The organism is Wolbachia endosymbiont of Anurida maritima, assembly GCF_042182995.1.
Taxonomy (GTDB): Bacteria; Pseudomonadota; Alphaproteobacteria; order Rickettsiales; family Anaplasmataceae; genus Wolbachia.
In genome coordinates, this window is sequence record NZ_CP102058.1 from 363,816 (window position 1) to 385,027 (window position 21,212).

Annotated in this window: 7 protein-coding genes and 1 pseudogene; 1 reads left to right on the forward strand and 7 read right to left on the reverse strand. The window is 35.6% G+C overall.

Features of this window, described 5'->3' with window-relative positions:
- Positions 1–11: 11 nt before the first annotated feature.
- The 6 genes and pseudogenes from NOX90_RS02110 to NOX90_RS02135 all read right to left on the reverse strand — a co-directional run.
- Positions 12–3,149, reverse strand: a pseudogene (locus tag NOX90_RS02110) (type IV secretion system protein); the annotation flags it as partial.
- An 89-nt stretch (positions 3,150–3,238) separates the two neighbouring features.
- Positions 3,239–6,229 (reverse strand): type IV secretion system protein, encoded by a 2,991-nt coding sequence (locus NOX90_RS02115; RefSeq protein WP_375604352.1) that lies wholly within the window; start codon positions 6,227–6,229, stop codon positions 3,239–3,241.
- Entirely contained in the window at positions 6,229–8,664 is a 2,436-nt protein-coding gene (locus tag NOX90_RS02120; RefSeq protein WP_375604353.1) for a type IV secretion system protein, read from the reverse strand. The genes NOX90_RS02115 and NOX90_RS02120 overlap by 1 nt, the downstream gene beginning before the upstream one ends.
- 33 nt (positions 8,665–8,697) lie before the next feature.
- A complete protein-coding gene (locus NOX90_RS02125; RefSeq protein ID WP_375604354.1) occupies positions 8,698–11,181 on the reverse strand; it encodes a type IV secretion system protein in 2,484 nt (827 codons plus the stop codon).
- Positions 11,174–13,579 carry a VirB4 family type IV secretion/conjugal transfer ATPase gene (locus NOX90_RS02130; protein ID WP_375604355.1) on the reverse strand — a complete coding sequence of 802 codons (2,406 nt, stop codon included), beginning with the start codon at positions 13,577–13,579 and terminating at the stop codon, positions 11,174–11,176. The genes NOX90_RS02125 and NOX90_RS02130 overlap by 8 nt, the downstream gene beginning before the upstream one ends.
- A gap of 9 nt (positions 13,580–13,588) precedes the next feature.
- Positions 13,589–13,885, reverse strand: a complete 297-nt coding sequence (locus NOX90_RS02135; protein WP_250296927.1) for a type IV secretion system protein VirB3 — start codon at positions 13,883–13,885, stop codon at positions 13,589–13,591.
- Between the two features lie 100 nt (positions 13,886–13,985).
- Here NOX90_RS02135 and lysS point away from each other — a divergent pair, with 100 nt between their 5' ends.
- On the forward strand, positions 13,986–15,671 hold the full coding sequence (lysS, locus tag NOX90_RS02140; protein WP_375604356.1) for a lysine--tRNA ligase: 1,686 nt from the start codon (positions 13,986–13,988) through the stop codon (positions 15,669–15,671).
- 21 nt (positions 15,672–15,692) lie between these two features.
- On the opposite strand, the gene NOX90_RS02145 is transcribed toward lysS, so the two are convergent.
- Entirely contained in the window at positions 15,693–21,170 is a 5,478-nt protein-coding gene (locus NOX90_RS02145) for a DEAD/DEAH box helicase family protein (protein ID WP_375604357.1), read from the reverse strand.
- Positions 21,171–21,212: the final 42 nt, after the last annotated feature.

Sequence of the window (21,212 nt, forward strand, 5' to 3'; positions counted from 1 at the left end):
CTTTTTATTGATTCATTTGGCTGGTCTTTGTCTTTTGATAAATTCCTTGCTGATTCACTTGAGGTTTTCGAATCTGGCGCACTAGATTGGCTATCACTACCTTCATCCTTATGCTTTTCTGGCGTCCTTTTGCGACCGATAGTGTAATCATGAAGCTTCTCCAAGAATTCCCGTCTATGTGATTTTGCTCTATAGAGTAGGTTATGGTTATAGCCATCCTTTCCTATAGAGTCAAGGCCATGCTCCCAAGTAAACTTCATAGCATCTTCTATTGTATAACCCAAATGTGATCCTACATACCCTTTATAATAATCCAAATATTTACCAATTCTTCTGTGTGTAATATCTTCTTCATCAACTCCAAACGCCTTGTAAATTTTTTTCTCAAGCTTATCGACGTCATTTTCAGGCGATGTCACAAATTTTGTTGCTTCAATAGTAGCACCTACAAATTTACGTGGCACATCAATAGCGTATTTTAGCACTCCTCCAACTCTTGGTATCCTGCCTAATAAATTAGCTGCACCTCCGGCTAATCTATCCGGTAAATGAGTAGCCCAACTGCCTAAAGACTCTAGTTTTCCACCGGCAAACTTTTGCCACTGCTGTTTGAATCCTTCCATTATGCCAGTCAAAGGCGATGCCTGATACATACTAGATATATTGTAGACGCTGTATCCACCACCAGCGATACTTGAGCCCATTTGTTGTACGAACGTGCGTAAGCAGAACATTAAAAATGAAAGCAAGAATAACACAAAGATTTCCCCTGCATTGATTAAATAACCTCTCTGTATGTCTTGTACCCTTTGGTAATCGCTATTATCTTGATAATTTTTGCAATTCTCACAATCTTTACATTTCTGGCAGTATTTACTGTTGGGATCCTTATATAAATCATGAAGTTTCAGTATTCTACAACCTTGTTTTTCTACCGCACTCCGCACTAAAGATCTTATTTCATTAATTATTTCCCTATAACTATTGCATTTGTTTATATCTTGACAGTAGCGTTTTATTATTTCACTAACATCACCTATCCTTTTCTCTATATTGTTGATCAGTAATATAATGTCAGCCCTCTCTGATGCATGGGATAAACTATTTGTTAAGCGTACTAGATCTTTTGCACTGCAGCCATTACTAACTACCATATCACTTTCTGCAATATAGTGGTCTGCTGGATTATCTTTAGTTTCAGGAATTGGATTAAAGAAAGGGTAATCTATATAACGAAAACCTTTTATGTAATCCGGTGGAAGAGGGATATACCCAGCACCGCCAGTAAATTTTATTGTACCACCTTCTCTGCTTATCTTTTCTATACCTTCTATACTTTTATCCACATTCAGTGGGGAAGCTTCTCCGATAGTGTAAGGTACAAAAATTTGCCCTGGAGTCCAACCAAAGTACTGCTTATCAATGATGCAAAACAATTTTGGAATGCACAACCTTACCTCAAACCATTTATTGTAGCATACAGTAAAACCTAACTGCCTATAAAAGGTATTCATTATAATGGAAGCCAGTAATGACAAGAGAGCAAATATCATAATCGATTGTAAACAAAAACTGATGCAGAATTTTATCCAACCTTCAAATAGACTTTTCAGCGGTGAAAATAAAATAGAGATCAGGAACAGTGGCATGATAGCTATAAGAAAAGCTATACCCATGAAGCCAGAGAGAAATATTATGTAAGCATATAAGCACAGCAAGAAGTATAGCACAATCCCTATGAAAATTGCCGGTATCATAAGTAGGCTTGCCCACATCTGATAATGTAAAAACGCTGCAAATTTTTTCCAAACAGAATAAGCAAAAAACTTATTGAACATGCCCTCCATGAATCTAAACAACTTAGCTTCATCTCCTTGAGCAATACTTCCGTTGTTCATGTTGGGAGCAAAATTAGTAATTATGCTTATCAATTGTTCAAGGCCTTTGACGAATAAAACAAGAAAATGATCATAGAAAAATCTAAAACTTCCAGGAGATATAAGCACTATTACTAGAGTGATTTTCATCATTCTGATGAGCATATCATGCTTAGTTTCTCGTATCATGCCAAAAAGATAAAGAAGCGATGAAATCATTACAAATAGAACAAGCAAGGAAAGAACAAAATTATGAAAGCTCGTGCTATGCTCAGCTATATTTTGAAACATAGCTTGTGCAGCTGCAGGTTCGTTACTGTTAAAATGCCTTTCACAATTTTTGTTAATCAATAATACACATTTTAGATAGTGATAAATGTAATCAAAAAACCCAAAACTACTTGGCTGCTGCACTCCACTTAAGAACTCAAAAGAGTAGCCACCTGCATTATCTAAGTAATATCTATCTAATATTTTTACATATATTTTCCATCCCTTTTCTAATTTCACTGGGTTACAATTTCTGTCCTTTAATTTAGTGCTATCTTTGTCTAAAGTAAAAAGTCCGCTTTCGCCTTCTGCTGTAGAGTTATAACCTAGATGTACAGTAGGAGATGAAGGATTACGCATTAACTTTAGATTGTCGTTAGGATTAATGTCACCTGGCCTTTGAAACAAAAGATAAGCACCATGACCATTAGTAAACCAACATGGGGCACCACGTTTTGCTCCATCATCTTCATTAATGCACTTGCAATTTACAGTGCAACTTGCATTCGGATTACTTGAAAATTTTTCTATGCTAAGTTGGTAATCGTTACAAACAAAGTGAAAATTAGGTAAACTATTATCACTTTGTTTACCTTCAAATTTAGTTGCATATTTTAACTGCTCCAAGCTTTGTAAGGTATAACTGCCTTTTTTAGATTCCTTCTTGTTATTATTACTCCAAGATGTCCATGCACCATTAACTCGCACTTTTAAACTATCTCCATTAGTTTCAAGTCCGGTATCCTTCCACTTCACCACTTGGTTATGGTGAAAACCATAATTAATTTCGCCAGTTTCAGGATCAATAACTTCTCCATCTCCTGGAATAAATGCATCGTGGCCGCTTGGAAAATGAGCGCTTACTGCAATAGGTTCAGGACCAAAATAGTCAGCAGATATACACCTTGGAAAAGGCATATCGTTTTTACTACAACCTGTGATCAGCACATAAGCTGCAAGAAGTAATACCCTAAACCAACATTTGCCTAAACGTGATTGCATATCTAAACTTTTTCCAAATACAGAATAAATTTCTAAAACTTTACTTAAAATATCTTTTTAATTAGTTACTCCATAACATCATTCATATCTTACTTCTCTCCATTTTCTTCCTTGTTTTTAGCTTTAGCACTAGGGTCACTTCTTATTGTTTCATCAGGATTTTTTTGCTGACCTGATTGTTTTGGTGCTTCAGGTTTAGAGCTCCCCCTCTCCTTTTTATCAGGACCTTCTTGCTTACCTGATTGTTCTGGTATTTCAGATTTAGGGCTCATGGAATTATCCTTCACGTCAACTTCCGTCCGATCTTTACCCACTTGTTGCCTAATGTTCTGTATAATACCTTGGGTCTTATCATCAAGGCCAACAGTTGACAGCATAGCTTGTGATGCGCTCCTAGCAACATGACCAACACTACCAGCAACTCCATAACCAGAGCTAAATAGTGCCTGTGCCATAGCTTCCGATATAGAAACAAAAGCTTCCATTGCACCAGCAATAATGAGGTATATAAACGCCTGGATTAGGTCTATAGGTAATGCTGCAAAGTGCCCACCAGCCCTTTCTCCGGTACTGAGTGCAACATCAACGCTAGTGCCAGGACTGTATCCAAGAGGCAGTATTGATTTCATCAAGCACAGATCATACGATAAGAAATTTACGCTAATTAAACATTGATAGCATGCAGAAAAATTTGTGAGATTGTATAGAACTGAATACATCAACTGATTTAAAAGAGATAAAGATGAAAATAAAATAACTGGTTGTACTGCAACGTGAGCCAGCGTTTTTATCCAATTATCAAACAAGGATTTAGTCTGTTGAAATAAAATAAATACGATAAACAAAGGTGTTAATGACAGCAAAAACGCCACTAGAACAGTAGATATTACATATTTAAACGTAGCGCTAATAATGCATTGTAAGAACATAAAAGTAGCGTAGAGTATTGCCAAAAATGCAATAAAGCCAAAAGGACCAGAGAGCATTAACGATAAAAACTTCAGCCATGTTTCTGCTGTGAATAATACTCCTACTGTTAAGTCTAAGAATGCAAATTTTCTCCCCCCTTCTCCTACATAGCCAGAAAAGCTATCAACTAAATAAATGCTACCACCTACGAAAAGTTTGGACAAAGTTGTACCAAAAAGTTCCCAGCTTCTATCGCTAAAGGCAAAAGCTATAAATGCTATCTTGAACATTCTTACAATGAAATCAAATTTACTTAGCTGTATTGTTCCAAGCATATAGCCAACGACAGTAAATATAACGTATAGAGTAAGTAAGGCTCTTACTCCTTGTATAAGCCCCTTTCTATATCCTTCATATAAATCTTTAACAGTGTCTCCACCTCCTTCTGTTATAACACCAAATATCTTGTTTATATTCGATGAAATAAAATCGTTTATTTTTCTTTTTAGAAATAAATTTACTGTGTACTTATTGTTTTCATAATATTTGCCCTCCTTGTCTGTAATGTCATCTTTCTTTACGTTGCTTACATCAATACCAAAATATATCTTCTTAGATTCTCCGTCCTGAAAGTGTTCTCCTTTTATTACATCTAATATGGTGTACTTATCTTTTTCGTCTACTCTTTCTCTCACTCCTACCACTTTAAAATCATTAGTTCCTACACCATGCAAATCTTTAGGTGGGTTATCACCCAAATATACATACAGTTTCTCGCCATTAATATATTCACATGATCTAGTTACCTTAACATGGTACCCACCTCTATGAAGGTAGTATTCGCCATTACTTGCTATAGCAAGCATTACATCACTACCGGACTTTATACCTTGATTTACTTCATAATCATGGTTCAACCTTAAAGAAAAATCCTCAAAATCATCTTTAATTTGTGAACACACATTATTCCTTTTTGCACCCTTATCCTCTGGAAGACATTGAATACCTTGAGCAGTATCCTGATAATCAAGATTGCCAATCTTTGCAACAAGAGCTTCAGCCCAGGAAATATCTTCTCCAGTGTCTGATGTAAAATCAATAATGTTAATCTGCCCTTTATTTCTTTCTATCTCCTTAAGCTTATCTTCAACCTCTTTAAGGTGAGAATACATATCACATTTATCTCCTTTATCATATTTGCTATACCTTATAGAAGAGACGCAATTCTTCTCTTTAGGAAAAGTAGCATTCCATATACCTTCTTTGTTGTAACATATGTTCTGATAGTAACAGTTAAGCTCATAAGAGCTATACTTTTTCACCTCGTTAAAATCGCAGCTTTTTCCATCACATAATTCGTTCAATCCTATTTTAGCGCGGCGTAAATCAAGTAGCGAACCATATACCCATGGTTCGTTGTCTTTAATGTAACCTTTATTAAAATGTACCTTATTATCATATGGAGTGTATCCATTGCCAACCAGCACTTTGCTTTCCTTTGCTTTTGTTTTATCAAGAGGTAAAAATTGTATTTTATTTTTTGTACCATCTTTACCATCACAAAAAAACTCTCCCCCCTGATGTACTTCACTCACTGTAGCTTTCTTATATACAGTTTCCCCATGACTATTTTTCATAGCTTTATAACAATTGTCATCAAAGCTGATGCCCTTTCCTTGTGGATTGTCATAATCAATTGTTATCTCTCTTGGAACTAAGCTGAAACTTAACCTGTCACCTGGATTTACTTTAATTCCAGTATCCACATAACGTCTATTGCTGCCAAATCCTTTACTGCCGCACAATTCGTTTTCACTTACGCCTTTTTCATCAACGCCATAATTATTAGGCACATCGTTAATATTTGCAGCTTTACTATAATTTGGTTCTGAGCCATCAGTACAAAAGCTAGCCGGCACCAGTACTTTCCTTGGATTTTTGCCTTCTTTAGGAGGGCAAAAATTTACTGATCCATTGAGGGTAAATTTGATTTTCTCACCCTTACTAATTACTTGACCAGAATCAACCCAATGAATTTTATCGGCTTTATGAACTGGAACATCCACGTTAACACTAGTGTTTCTGCTCTGCAATCCAGGTTCGACACAATCCATGTTACAACCAGTGATTGCGAAACATAGTATAAATAATAACGATCTTTTACTTATCATTATGAGCCCCCTGGTATCTTAGGCCCTTGAGGTCCTTGAGCCCTTTGCGGTATTTGAGGCCTTTGACTTGGCGTACCTGATTGTTGAGAAGCACTTCCTGCTCTTCTTTGAACGCTTTGTTCATCTAACCCTACTGTTCCCATTAAGCTTTGTTGATACTGTCTTCCAGGTTCGCTTGCTACATAAACACCAAACAACGAGTCAGATATTGTCGAAGAAGCTTCAACTAAAGCTTTCATAGCATGACCTAAGATAACAAAAGCCATCATAGAGGTAATATTGGGTGTATATTTGGAGGCATAACCATAAAAAATACAAGGGTTAAAAATCTTTAGATTAATATTAAGTATACATGTAGTACAGACCTCAAAATTAAACACTGAATACACAATATAATCCATAACCTGACTTATCAGTGATATAAAAATTAAAAGCACCACTGGATGAATTGCAAATCTTGCTAAATTTTTAACCCAGTTTTGAAACATCTGCCTAGTATATGAAAATAAAAGACAAATAATAAAAATAGGTGTTAAAGAAAGCAATAACGCAACTATTGCTATAGATGTAATAAAAGAAAATAAGGCATTAAAAATAGATAAGCTCACTGTGATTAAACCCCAAATCACCAAGCAAAAAGATACAATGCCCAAAGGGCCAGAAAATATAAGAGATACTATTAACAATACTGAATGCGATGACAAGAACCTATTGAGCGGCAAATCAAGGAATTCAAAAACATTTGATGTCGTACCTCTAAAATTTGCTATTTCTATTAGTTGTTTTGGAGTGTTAATAAGCATAGAGAATGCATTGTTATAAAAAAAGTTCCAGCTATTATCCTGCAATAGCTGGACGATGATTCCTATCTTTACGCATACAATTAAAAACTCATATATAGAAATATGAGTTAAACCAAAAAAGTAGTAAAGGGTATATAAGGTTATGTATAATACTAACAGCGATATTATCGTGGATCTAATGGTATTTGTTCTGCTTGATTTTATAAAACTTTCGTAAAGAGACTTTACAGGACTAGTATCAGAGTGAATTGCGTTAGGGTCTTTATAATTAGAGCCGAAAAATGCAGTTTTCACTTTTTCATCAAAGAAGTTATATATCGCACTAAAAGTTCTTGTAGGTGGCTCTTTAGTTGTGAGGCTAATGCTAAACTGACCTTCATTTTTATAATCGCAGCCATGGTCTCTTATTCCGTAATATATGGTACCGCTTTTGTTTTTTAATTTTCCTTTCAAGTTTTCCATATATTGGGTGTCATGAACTTTGCTGATATCTACGGATATATCTCCCTGAGTTTCGTCAGGCTCACGCTCAGGAAGTTTGTCAGAGACGCTTATATACAAGCTATTCTCCAGACTGTGGTTCTTCGTTACTCTTATGTTGAAACCACCCTTGCCTCCAGTACCAAGGGTGAAAGTTAAATTCTCACCTTGGTGATGATTGCCCTTCACTTCATGATCATAGTTAGTGCGTATACCATCGTTTCTCACACGTTCAAAATCTTCTTCCTGCATTGACACTACTAATGATGGAATGTAAGTACTTACCCCCTTTTCTCTTATACGATCCACAGCCATCTTGATAGCTTTTCCTTTACTTGCTTCATCGTTACCAACAGCTAAAGCGTTAGCAAGTTCTCTAGCCACACGGCCATCATCTACAGTATTAGACTCTATCTGAACGCAATTTTGGTTATGATAATAACACATGTTTTGACATGCAAGATTTAAAATGTATGTATCTATCTCACCTTTCTTGCCTTCCTTTTTCTTATTGCTTGAAAATTTGCTACATATACTTTCTCCCTGTTTTACAGACTCAATAATATCATTAATCTTCTTTTTCCTCTCATCTTGATCTAACTTCGAAAAATCTGAATCCCAGTACTCTTTTCCACTCAACCATTGCGCATCGCCTATTATATATTTATTAGGACATATCCCATCCTTGCCACCTTGGCATTTCTCTTGATTTAAAACATGTGCAAAATGTTCCGTTTCTTGCTCGCTACACTTTTCGTCGATTTTCAAATACCTGATTTTTGTCTCACTCTCTTTATCTTTACACACTTTACTTCCAATCACACTAAAGCTTATCGTATCACCAGCTTCAAGTGCAAATGGTAATGTAACGTCATTTCTCCCAGGCCCAATTGCAAAATCTGCGTACTGCTTAGGACAAAAATTAATCTTGCTAGGCACTATATTAATTTCTGTTACTCTTACCCCATCTGAGATATGGACACCAGAATCAACCCACTTCTGCTCTGTTGACACTATATCTAGTTTTTCACGCAAACCTGATAAATTTTCTGGCTTAATACAGTGATGTTCCCCGCACCCAGACAATAAAAAGAGCACCACAAAACTCATGCATAGCTTACCCAAGTTTTGGTTACTTAAACGTTTAAGCATCTGTTACTTACCTTAACTAGCATCGCCGCCACCTTATTTAACAGTTTCGCTGGAACCTTTACCACTATCTCCATCTCCACCACCACCTCCTCCAATAGCACCTCTTGCCTTCTCAGCAACAGCTTTAGCAACTTCACCAACATCCCCAGCAGCAGCTTTAGCAGCAGATAAAGCTTTGTTCACCATTTGTGGAGGTGTACTACCAGAACCGAGCGCTGCTCTATGGTTACCAGCAAGTTCGGCAGCCATTCCAGGAAGAATGTTTAAAAAGTGATAAAATAGAAATAGTACTAAACATAACTTCATTAGCTCTCCAAGCACAGAGTCACTAAATTCAACATATGCAAAATCAACCAGACCAAGTAGCATGCTCTTTTCCCATTTGTAATTTTGCAGCATGCACGCTAAAGTATTTGGATTGCTAGCACATTCTCCTTTTTTCAACTTAAACCAATATGTTTTCTTGCCTAATATTTTAACTTGTTCTTTCTCAAAATTCAAACCTCTATAAAAGATTTTATCACATGCTATAAACATAAAAGACAAAAACGCAAAAAGGATAACCGGGTATAAGCTATAGGTAATCAACTCTTTCACCCAGCCGTCAAAATATCCTTTGGTGTGTTGAAATAAAACCATAGGAATGAACAAAGGTGATAAAATGACGATTACACTTAAAGCAACTAGAGATAAAATAAATACATAGCACAGCCACAAAATAACCATCATCATCAAAACGGCCATAAATATACAGACAATAGCTACTAAAATCTGTCCACCAGCAAAAATAATACCGATTATCGAACCTGCAACTAACAAGACAGGAGCAGCACCAAGCAAGATTGCTAACGTTACAACACCTCCAGTACCAATTTTGCCACCAATTCCATCTAACGGGGCGCCTAAATAAAATAGAATTCTACAATCAAGCCTGTCCCAAGGAGCAAGATAACTGTAAGATACCTTATTTCCTGCACGATCGTATTCATAATCCTCTGCTTTGTAGTTACATAGACCTTTGCTTTCAGATGATGCCTTCAATACTATTTCTGACAAACCATTTGAAAGCTTCGTCAAATACCCATAGTGCTTCTGCATGGCATCACCAGTTGTAAAATACATCACTAAAGCAAATTTAATAATCAACATATACATTTCTTGAGGCCTCTGAACTCCACCAGACATAGCTTTTATAGAGAACAATACTAAAGCTAGAACCAAAACAGCAGTTACGGTGTTTTTTAGCTTTTTCTGTGCTACAGATAAGAAACTGCCCTTGTTATGTCCATTTTCATCCTTAAGTGGGCTGCCACTTGAATCAATACCTGCAACTAAATTATCTAACGATTCCTTAATGCATTGCACTATCATAGAAGTGATGGGAATAGGAGCTAATGATTTACTCCCTGCCTGATTATAGCAAGCTTCAGAGACATACGAGCTAAAACAGCCTTTATTGTCGTAACCTACAAAAATTTTTCCTTCTTTTTCCCTATCTCTTATATTAGTTTTATAGTCATCATTATTACCAATAGGAACTTTTTCCTCTCCTGTACCATCTTTATTTTTGAATATCATCACAGATTTTTCACACATAGGAGCAAGTGGGTCAGGTGGCAATTCCGTGCACCCCATATCAACCCATTGCGGCCAAGGAGTCATTTCGATACCAAGCATGCTAACACTGGCTAACTCCACACATAATCTGCCCGTTTTTCTCACTGCTTTGAATGTAGCTCCATGTATGGTTTTGCTTTGCCCAGCTTTAAGAACTCTACATTCTAGGGCGCCATCAACTTTTGGTGACCATGACCCACCTTCATATCCAGTATCTTTCTCTCTTACATCAAAGTCTACATCACTAAAAATATGACCAAATGTTAAAGGATTTCGATGACATACTTCTATATATTCACTGTATTGCACGCTGTTTTTTGGCCAAAAATAATTCTTATATTCGTTATTCATAGTATCCGAGTTGTTAGAGTCTAAAATCTCTTTTTCTGTTTGTTTTCCATCTTTTCCTGATTTTCCTTGTAATGCAGAAAAATATTCGTCTTCTTTTTGATAATTTTTATCTGTGTAGACACTATAACCTGTATCTTTTAATTTAAAGTTTTTATATTTTCCATCATGGTCACGTGCAACTGGGTGTCTAACAAAACTATGTTCACAAACAACAAGTCCTCCTATAGCTTTCCAGACTCCAACAATTGCAGCTATCATTCCAACAATAACAAGAGCGGTAAACAAACCAGCAGAAGAGACGATTAAGACAATGCCAGTAAATATTGCGCCAACAGCAATCGCTATTCCAGCAAATGCTGCAGCTGTTTCAAACGCCCCACAATCAGGATTAGAGGCACGACTGAAGCTGCCAGTGGAATTAAATCTGCTAACAAATTCTGTCTTGTCAGTACCACTTACTCCATCTGCAAGCACTGGATATGAGAGTAAAAAGTCTATATTTAGTAAAAATATCGCAATTAATAGCAATGACAGTTTAGTCTTAAACATTTTTTACCTTCTGATAAAATATAGGCAACCATACTTTTGGGTTGTCCCCAACTTCTTTTAATATATCATGTAACAGTATGACACTTTCTGCACGTCCAGATAATACGTTGATTATATCATCTAAGTCTTTTAAGTCTATTCTAGCTACCACAGCAGTAACTCCTTGTTTCACCAAAAAGAATCTAGTACTTGGATCTGTGTGCTTAATTAATATATACTCACGTTCAGTTAACATAAAAACATCTCGATAGACACTAGTAGCTTTCAGATTTGGTAAAAAAATCTGTGTCGCTGTTTGTTGTACAAGCGTATCGCTAATAGCACTTTTACTTGCATCCTCAACACTCTGAGTAGCAAAAATTACAAAAGCATTTAGTTTTCTCAGTACCTTCAACCAGTCTTTTATCTTGGGTGCAAAAACTGGATTATCTATTAATGCCCATGCCTCATCCAGAACAATAATAGATGGAGTGCCATCAAGAGATATGCTAATTCTATGGAATAAATAAATCAATACTGGTCCAAGGGCAACAGGATCTTTGAGCAAGCTAGCCATCTCAAAACCAAATACTCTTGCTCGTGAAAAATCTAGTAAATCTTCTTCATTATCAAATATTGCAGCATGAGAACCATTATCATGCCACATAGATATTGCCCCAGCTAGAGTGTCAGGACCTGCAAGCCCTAAGAACGGTACGAGGTTTCTCAAGAACCTGTCTTCTTTTCTTAATTTAAAATTTCCTTCAATTGCATCATTAATCCGTGCAATATCTTCTGAAGTAAATTTATCATTATATACCGAAATTAAAGACTTTATCCACTCCATTAAAAACGTTCTATTATCAGAGGTGTCATCAAGTTGCAAAGGATTAAAATTTGTTTTAGTTCTTGGTTCTATTACAGTATAAATACCACTAAGTGCTCTCAAAAAAATCTCTGCACCGCGATCTTTATCAAAAAAGAATATCCTTGGAGAAAACTTCATCGCTTGGGCACACAAGAAATTCATTAAAACAGTTTTACCAGCGCCGGTTGGGCCAATTATCATAGTGTGTCCAACATCCCTTATATGAAAGTTAAAAAAAAATGGAGTACCAGATGTCGTGTCAAAAACTGTAACTGCATCTCCCCAGTGGTTATTGAATTTATTGCCAGTAGGATAATTATGTTGAGATGCAAATCCAGCCAAATTAAGACTACTTATTGTAGCTTTTCTCACTATATAATCGAAATTACCAGGAATTTGCGCCCAAAATGCTGGTTCAAGGTTAACTCTTTCGCGAATAGGGTAAACACCGCAATTAGAAAGCTCGGATTCTACCAATGACAGAGCGTTATCCAATGATTTAGGACTTTTTGCTATACATGAAATAGTCAGGTGATGGTGACCAAACGCAATCTTACCACTCATTGCGTCATCAAGTGCTTGAGAAATTTCTGCTATTTGAGAAATAGCTTTATCTGCAGACTGTATCATTCGATTTTGCTGTATCTGCATTTTTCCAATCGCCATTTGCCTATTTGTAAATTGAAAAGATTGCGTAATTATAAACTCGTAAGGAAGTTGTAAGAATGAATCAAGCATTCCTGCAGAAGTATTATTTCCATATTCTTTGATACTAACTATTCCAGCATATTTACTCTCATTATGAGTCACAACCTGTATCATCTTACGGCCAAAGAATAACCTATGTACTGGTAAGTATCTTGATATTTCAGTTCTGAGCGGAAAAAGCGTATTTGTAACGAAGCCACAATTTACAATTCTAGATAGAAATTCCATTATTTCACAGAACAAACCATCTGGAGTTTCTTTTACTCCAAGGATTTTAGGCGAATAATTCCTAAGGCTTGTCACTATACGATTTGTCGTTTCCTCTAAATCTTCATACGTAGCACGCATATCACTTTCCCAAGCATGTTTTGAAGTTACATGCCCGAATTTTTTTAGTAGATGTGATAAAAACTCTACTCCTTTTGTGTCCGCTCTACGGATAATCGTAATGTATAGGTCATTAATAAATGATTGCCTTGCTGCGTGCTTTTCTCTCCATTTTAGATTTACGTGATTAGCGAAAAAATTCGGCAAATCTTGATTTGCAAATTCATCAGAAAAAATATTTTTCTTACGTCTGATAGTATGAAAATACAAACTAAATGCTGGAGATGAAATGCTTCTTAGCATCTGATTCCTGATATTGTTCTGTATGACTAAATCCTCGTCATCGGCGGTTTCAAATGCAAAACCACTTAATTTTATAACCTTAACCAACCAATTTTCTTTTGTCATCAAGGTTGTGCTATCCCAATAGCAAGAATAAGGAATAAACTCAGCAGCGTGAACTTCCCTGTTCAGAGTAGATTTATTCTTTGATTGAATAGCCCTAAACCTCAGCATCACATAACGTTAAGCAATATCATAAGAATTAGCTCCGTGGTAAAAACGATTTAAACACCTTGAGCATTTTCCTAACTTTACCATAAATAATTCAATAAACAACGGTTCTTTTGCAGAAGCTATATAACCAAGTCCATGTATACCTGGTAACATTAAGAGAATCACTCTTAAATCATTTGAATTAATGAAAATTAGCATGCAAATCAGGACGTTTAATATTGCAAACATATAACTCACACCAAAGAGCATTGCAGGTCTTGTAAGACCTTTAAATAATTGATCTGTTTGTATACTACCTGTGGACATATCTTTAACCTTCTAATAATAACTAATACTATATCATTATATTAAAAATCCATTGAAACTAGTAGCACTTTAAGTTAAGATACGTTATTTAACCCAGATAATGACAAGTTGGCCATTTCAAGAAGCAGAAAAAATATTGCAAGAGTTTCCTAATAAAAAAGAAATAATATTTGAAACTGGTTATGGACCCTCTGGTTTACCACACATAGGAACCTTTGGAGAGGTTTTCCGCACTACAGTTATTGTAAATGCATTAAAAAAAATAGCTCCTGGTATAAAAACCAAAATCATTGCAGTTTCAGATGATATGGATGGTTTGCGAAAAATACCAGATAATGTGCCAAATCAAGAGATGCTAAGAGAGCACTTAAATAAACCACTAACTATGATACCTGATCCATTTGGCACTCATCAGAGTTATGGTCATCATATGAATTCATTGTTGTGTAAATTTCTTGATATGTTTGAATTTGAATACGAATTTAGGAGTGCAACAGAGTGTTATAAATCTGGCATTTACGATGAAAAACTTTTACTCTTGCTGAAAAATTATGATAAAGTAATGGACGTAATGCTTCCATCATTTCGGGAAGAAAGGCAGCATACTTATAGTCCGTTCTTGCCAATATGCCCAAAAACTTCTCAAGTTTTACAAGTTCCAGTAATTGAAACAAATACAGATAAAGGAACAATCACGTATGAAGATCCAAACGGGGAAAAAATAGAAGTTCCGGTAACAAAAGGAAAATGTAAACTGCAATGGAAACCTGATTGGGGAATGAGGTGGGCCGCATTTGGAGTAAATTACGAAGCTCATGGAAAAGATTTAACTCCATCTGCTGTGCTTTCAAGTCAAATATGTGAAATACTTGGAGAAAAGCCACCACTTCTGTTTTGCTACGAGCTTTTCCTTGATAAAGAAGGAAAGAAAATATCAAAATCAAAAGGAAATGGTATTTCAATTGAAGAGTGGTTAACTTACGCACCAACAGAGAGCTTAGCATTGTACATTTTTCAGAGTCCTAAAAAAGCTAAACGTTTCTATTTTGATGTGATACCAAAATCAACTGATGAGTATCTAGAGTTTGTTAAGCGTTATCATAAAAATAAGGATAACGTGCTCGATACAGAATCCTCTTCTGTTATCCCAGACTCCTCTACTGTCATCCAAGTAGCGGACACTGGGATCCAGGAAGAAAAAATATGGATTCCAGTGTCCGCTACTTTCATGACACCTGACCAAGGTGCTAATTTTTCACTAGAACAACGATTAGACAATCCTGCATGGCATATCCACCAGGGCAAAGTTCCAAATATAGAAACTTCAGGCATAAATTTCTCACTACTTTTAAACCTAGCAGCAGCTTGTAACGCCGAAAACAAAGAGATCCTATGGGGTTTTATATCCTCTTATGCACCGAATGTTACATCAGAAAATAATAAAATGCTCGATAGACTTTCAGACTTTGCAGTAAAGTATTACCACGATTTTATCAAACCAACAAAATCGTATAAAACTCCAAATGAAAAAGAGAAAGAAGCGTTACTAGATTTGAAGGACACTTTACATTCTCTATCTATAACTGCTACTGCTGAAGAAATTCAATCTCAGGTATTTTTTATTGGAAAAAAATATGATTACACCAACTTACGTGATTGGTTTCAGCTATTATATGAAACATTACTTGGCCAAAAAACCGGCCCAAGAATGGGATCTTTCATAAAGCTTTATGGAATAGATAATACGATTTTTCTCATAGAAAGCGCTACTAAGCGCATACTTTAGAAGGCCAGTTCATCAATCCAACTATTTGCCAATTCCACCCAATTTAACTTTTTCCTGAACTCTATCCAACTTTTCAGCATCTGGAGAAGCTATTAAGCTTGCAGGGAGTGAACCTTGTGATGCTTTCTTATAATCTTCCGATAACTTTTGAACATGGCAAGTATTAAGCGAAGTTTCCGGCAAATCACCAAGCTGCTGAGGTGGATAGTAATTACGACCATTTAATCCTGCTCTCAACATCTCCAAATATTCATAGATAAACTTCTCTGCAACCTCTTTATGTACATCTTTACCTAATCTTGCAATTTCTTCTTTCGCTCTTCTAATACTACTATCGCCAAGAAACCCAAGTACTTTGTTTAACATGCTATCTTGATTATCTCCACTATGAGCTGTGTAATCTGCCACAACAGCTGCCCCTCTCATTATTGCATTAAGCGTTGAAAACATAATTGTTCCAGTGTTGCAGTGATTACCACGAATTCCTGTGTTTATAGGATTATAATTCTTTAGATCGTTAAATGCTTCTTTTGTAGTTTTGTTACTTGGGAAGAATTTTCCCACAATATCTTGTAATATATATTTTTGCTCATTATCAGTGTTATTGTTAGGGAATTTCCGCGCCAGAAGATCAATCTTTTCAAACGTTAAAGGTTTTATAAGCCCAAGATCTTTGCTAAGAGCATTAGCGTGATGATTGAACTTTGTAAGTACAATTAACACACACAATTGCGCTGTATCCTTTATTAACACACTATCCATGTTGTCCCTTATAAAACCTTCATCTAAATTCTTATTAAAATCCTTATTTAACAAACTTTGATAAAATTTACAGATTCTGTCTGCACCTTCTTTTGAACCATTGCCACTTTGATCAAATATATCGAGTGCTATTTTGAGATTTCCTTCATTAGCAAGTGGTGCCACGATATTAGTAAAGAGCTCTAAGAAAATAGGGGAGCTGAAATACTTCATCCTGAGCTCCACATTCTTTTCCTCTAGCTTTGGCAAGAANNTTTCAATAAGTACTGCACCCATCCACACAACCCTTCTTACATCGTAATTCTTATTGATACTCTCAGATACTTTCAATCTTCTGCAAATATCCATTTGTTTTGCATCAGTGCCTAGTTCTTTTTTCTCAGTTTCTAACTGCCTTTCTTTCTTCTGCCATTCTTCTATCTTTTTCTTCTCATCTGCAAATTCATCAAAATACGTGAGCAACCCTTTAGCATCACCAAGATTGCACTTCAGCCCTTCATTGGCAAGATCTGTATTTTTTAGACCATCAATTTTATGATTTATTGTATTGTATAACTTCTCAAATTTAGTTCTACCTCCTTCTATATCTTTCAGGCCCACTGAAGCTATATCTTTCAGGCCCACTGAAGTTCTACCTTCCTCTTTCACATTCATGCAATCTAATAGCTGTTCAACTATTTTCTTGGCCTGTTCTTCTTGTTTCTCACTGTTGTTTGCATTGCGCAGATCATTAATTTGATCTATTATTTTTTTCTTATCATCATCATTCATTAACTCATGACTGTGCAGCTTTATTGCTATCACCTCCATCCCTTTTGCGAATGATTCCAGATTATTCACTAATGGCTCTTCTATGATTTTACATCTTATAAGTACTAAGGTATCCTTAGTTTTAGCTAAATCAACAATCTTTTCTAATTCCCCCCTGAGAGCTTCCATACGGCCTTCTAAGATTGTTACATCCCTATCATTACTCTTTTCTGAGGTTGTATTACTATTGAGCTCATTAAACACATCCTTCTTGTTTTTGTCCAAAGGACTTTGCACTTCTTTTAACTCTGATTCAATGTATCTAAGTTGTTCTTTTTCTACCTTCTTTTTGTACTTATCCGTTATTTCTTTTTGTTTCACATTACCTTTGATTTCCTTTATCCCTATAAATTGATGCATTTTATTATACTGCTCTTGAAGATTTATCTTTTCTTTCTTAAAATCTTTCATTTCGCTCTTCTGTCTATCCTGTATCTTCTGCAAAGCTGACTCTTCTTGTTTAATCTTCTTCTCTTGCCTGACAAGGCCAACTCTTTCTTTGAAAGTAAGCTTATCTTCTTTCTTTAAAACTTCTTCTACTTGTAACTGGTTAAGAGTAAATCTCCAATACCACAAACGTAGCACCAAAGTACAAAATTTGATGATAATAACCTTTAAAAAATTACCTTCTATCTTCAGTTTGTTACTAACTTTATCTTTTTCTTCTTGTTTACCTTTAATGTTACGTGAAGAATTCTCATATTCTTCGAACAGCTCACCTATTTTTTTCTCAAGAATTTTAATTCCAAGCTCAATTTCACAATCTCCTACTACTATTCCTTTTTGATCAAGTTGTTTTTTCAAGGTAGAAGTTGCAGACTTTAAAACCTGATAAAAGCATTTATTTGCTTCAACGTGCCCGTTGCTGTATCCACTGCGATTATAAATCTCATGACGCACATTCAAAATGTGCTGGAAAGTCTCTCCAATCAGCCCATTGTATGCTTCCTCATCAATAAACTTAGGTTCTTGTTCATTCTTTTCATATTTAGAGTTAACAAGTCCCTCAATCCCCTTAATCATCCTTTCAGCATACTTCTTCGTATCAATTTTATGCTTTACCTCCTTAAGAGAGTCAAAAGGATCACCCTTTGTTAACTGATTCTTTACTGTACCAGGACTATTGATCTTTGCAGAATCAACATAAGATAATGATATAATAGGACCTTTCTTCCTACCTCCCCTACCCACGCACTGCTTCTTATTTTCTGCATTATCTTCCATCGTCTCTCTCATAAGAACGTTATGCAGTACTTGGTTATTATAACCTGATTTCCTTTCCCAATTGAAATAATACCCAACAAGACCCGCCTTTGATAATTTATCACCAATGCATTTATCTTTGCCATTAGCCTCGTAGACAGATAACTCTTCACAAATTTTTCGTAATTCCCTTAATGGATACTTTTCTTTACTTTCAAACTCTGTTTTAATTTTTCTAAACGTAGTAATTAACTCTTTCCCCTTTTCTTTTACCTTGTCTACTTTACCATTATATATAGCTTTACAGGCAGTCATATTGCCTGTGGCTTCCGTTTCATCTTGCTGTAAACGCGGCTGTTCTTTTATAGCTTTTTCTAACTCTTTCCTCATCTCCTCGATTTTGTTTCGATCCGCACCTGTCGCTTTTTTTATCCCATTTTTTAATTCTTCTATTCTTCCTTTACATGCGCTATGTTTTCCCTTTGCTGCATCAAACTTCGCACGAGCTGGCTCCAGTTCTGTTCTCTCATAGTTATCTGCATCATCCTTTTCTTCTTTATACACTAGATATAGCGTATTACACTCTTCTTCTATTTTTGCCAATGCTCCATCTGTTTCATAGTGCTCTTTGAGGTATCTGAAGAAAGTACTTCTATTTTCCTCAATAATTTTTAGAATATCTTCTGTAGAATCAGATGGAAACATGGAACCCAAATCAGGTGGCATCATTCTGTGAATTTCTTTGCTGAGATTATGATTATCTAGCAACTCATTTAACCTTTTATCATCGCTTTCTTTCAATACTTTCCATACAGCTTTCATTGCTGATTTTATCTTATCTTCATGCACACCATTGTTAATATTTAAACCTTTAACATATTTCTCTATCTTTGTGTGAGCTTCCGAATCGTTAAGTTTATCTTTAACCTTCTTTCTGAATGATTCTATATTTGAGAACCGTTGATTATCAAGCTCACTTAGCTTATCTTCCAATTTACCTTTATTTAGTTCATCTGGTGTAATAGTTATGCACGATATGACATTGTTAATAATCCCGTGCTCAACAGCAAATGTACCACTATCAACAATGCTGCCCATATAGTCAAAGCCTTTGAGAACTTTATTAATTGCTTCTTCATTCTCTTGACCAAACTGACCTAAAAGTTTCCCCTTTACTTCACTGGTTGAATCATATGAGTCACTATTATAAAGAAATTTCCCTATCTCTGAACTTTTTTTCTCTCTCCACAAACACTCCTTCAACTGCTTTTTAGCTTGATCAGAATCCATGCACGCAAGAGTCATTCTATTACGTACACTCTGCATATTCCATATGATGTACTTCCTTATCTCTTCCTCTATATTAGAACTGTCCTTCTTGGGATTATAATAATAACATTTATCACCTTCAGATCTTTCCAATAATTCCTTATTATGATATTTTACATAATTACTAACAAAATTTCCATCTTTTACATTCTTGCAAACTTCAACATCAATTCTCGCGCCAATACCCAACATAATTTTTTGCTGCAACGATTGAGCTTCAATATGCGCTCTTCCATCTTGTGGTTTCTTTTNTTCTTCCTCTTTTATATAGTCCTTCATCCAAACAGGAGGAGTTGCTGTTGTTATTACCAGGTTTATTTTTTTCCAATGTGCAAGCAATAGCAAAAGCTGGGTTGTTTTATAATATACTTCCCCCTTGTCAACCATATCCTGCACTTCATCAAGCATCAAGAGTAACTTGCGGTCACTAAAAATACTTTCCTTATGTTCCTCGCCCCCAATCGTATAGCGATCTTCATAGATCTTGATATTTTCACCAATTGTTATTTTCTTGTTCTTGCTCTTCAAATCCACCTTAAATTCCTTATCTTCCGCTCCTTCATCTTTTAGCAGCTTGGAAAATTTACTAAAATCTAATATTTCATTTGAGTTATTAAAGAAAGTCTCTAGACCCACAACATTGTGCTTGTATTCTTTGACGTAACCACCATTATGGTTAACACCACTTAGCTTAGATACAGCTCCTTTTTGCTCTTCATATTCTTGCCCTACCAAATCAGCACGGGGAGTAACCGATACAACATCCATTCCACGTAATTTTGCTACAAGAGCAAACATGAGCTTTGTTATGGTCTTACCAGACCCTGTTGCTGTTGCAATTAATCCTAAATGCTTATCAAAACCATCTTCTAATGCACTTACTTGTGATTTATATGGTAACTTTTCATTATCTCCACCTATGGTGAATTCTTCTCCACCTTTACCAAACTTTGCTCCAAATTTATATTCTTCTTTGCCATCCACCTTCACCTTGCACGCAAACAACCGCACTTCCTTAAGTGTATTTGACAGTGCATCTAATTCTTTCAGTTCTTCAATCCGTTTCTTATCTTGAATTTGAACTGGTTCAACTTTGATATCTGTAAATTTAATGTTGTATACATCATCTTTTTCACTAGATTCTATCTTAATTTTAGCATTCACTCCATCAGTGCCAACATCGACCTCACCCAGAGGCTGAGATTCCTTTATTTTTTCTTCAATCTTCTTTACAATCTCTTTAATAACGCTATTACTACTCACGCCATCTAGAAATTCGACAGAGTGTTTTATTTGTGTTGTATCTCTTACTATTTCCTGCCCTACAGTCTCTACCTTTGGATCTTCTCCTAAAAACTCATTTGGTATTGCCGTTGCCGTCTGTATTTCAGTCATATTACCCCGAAATTAACACTATTTTAAAGCATTATACATAAT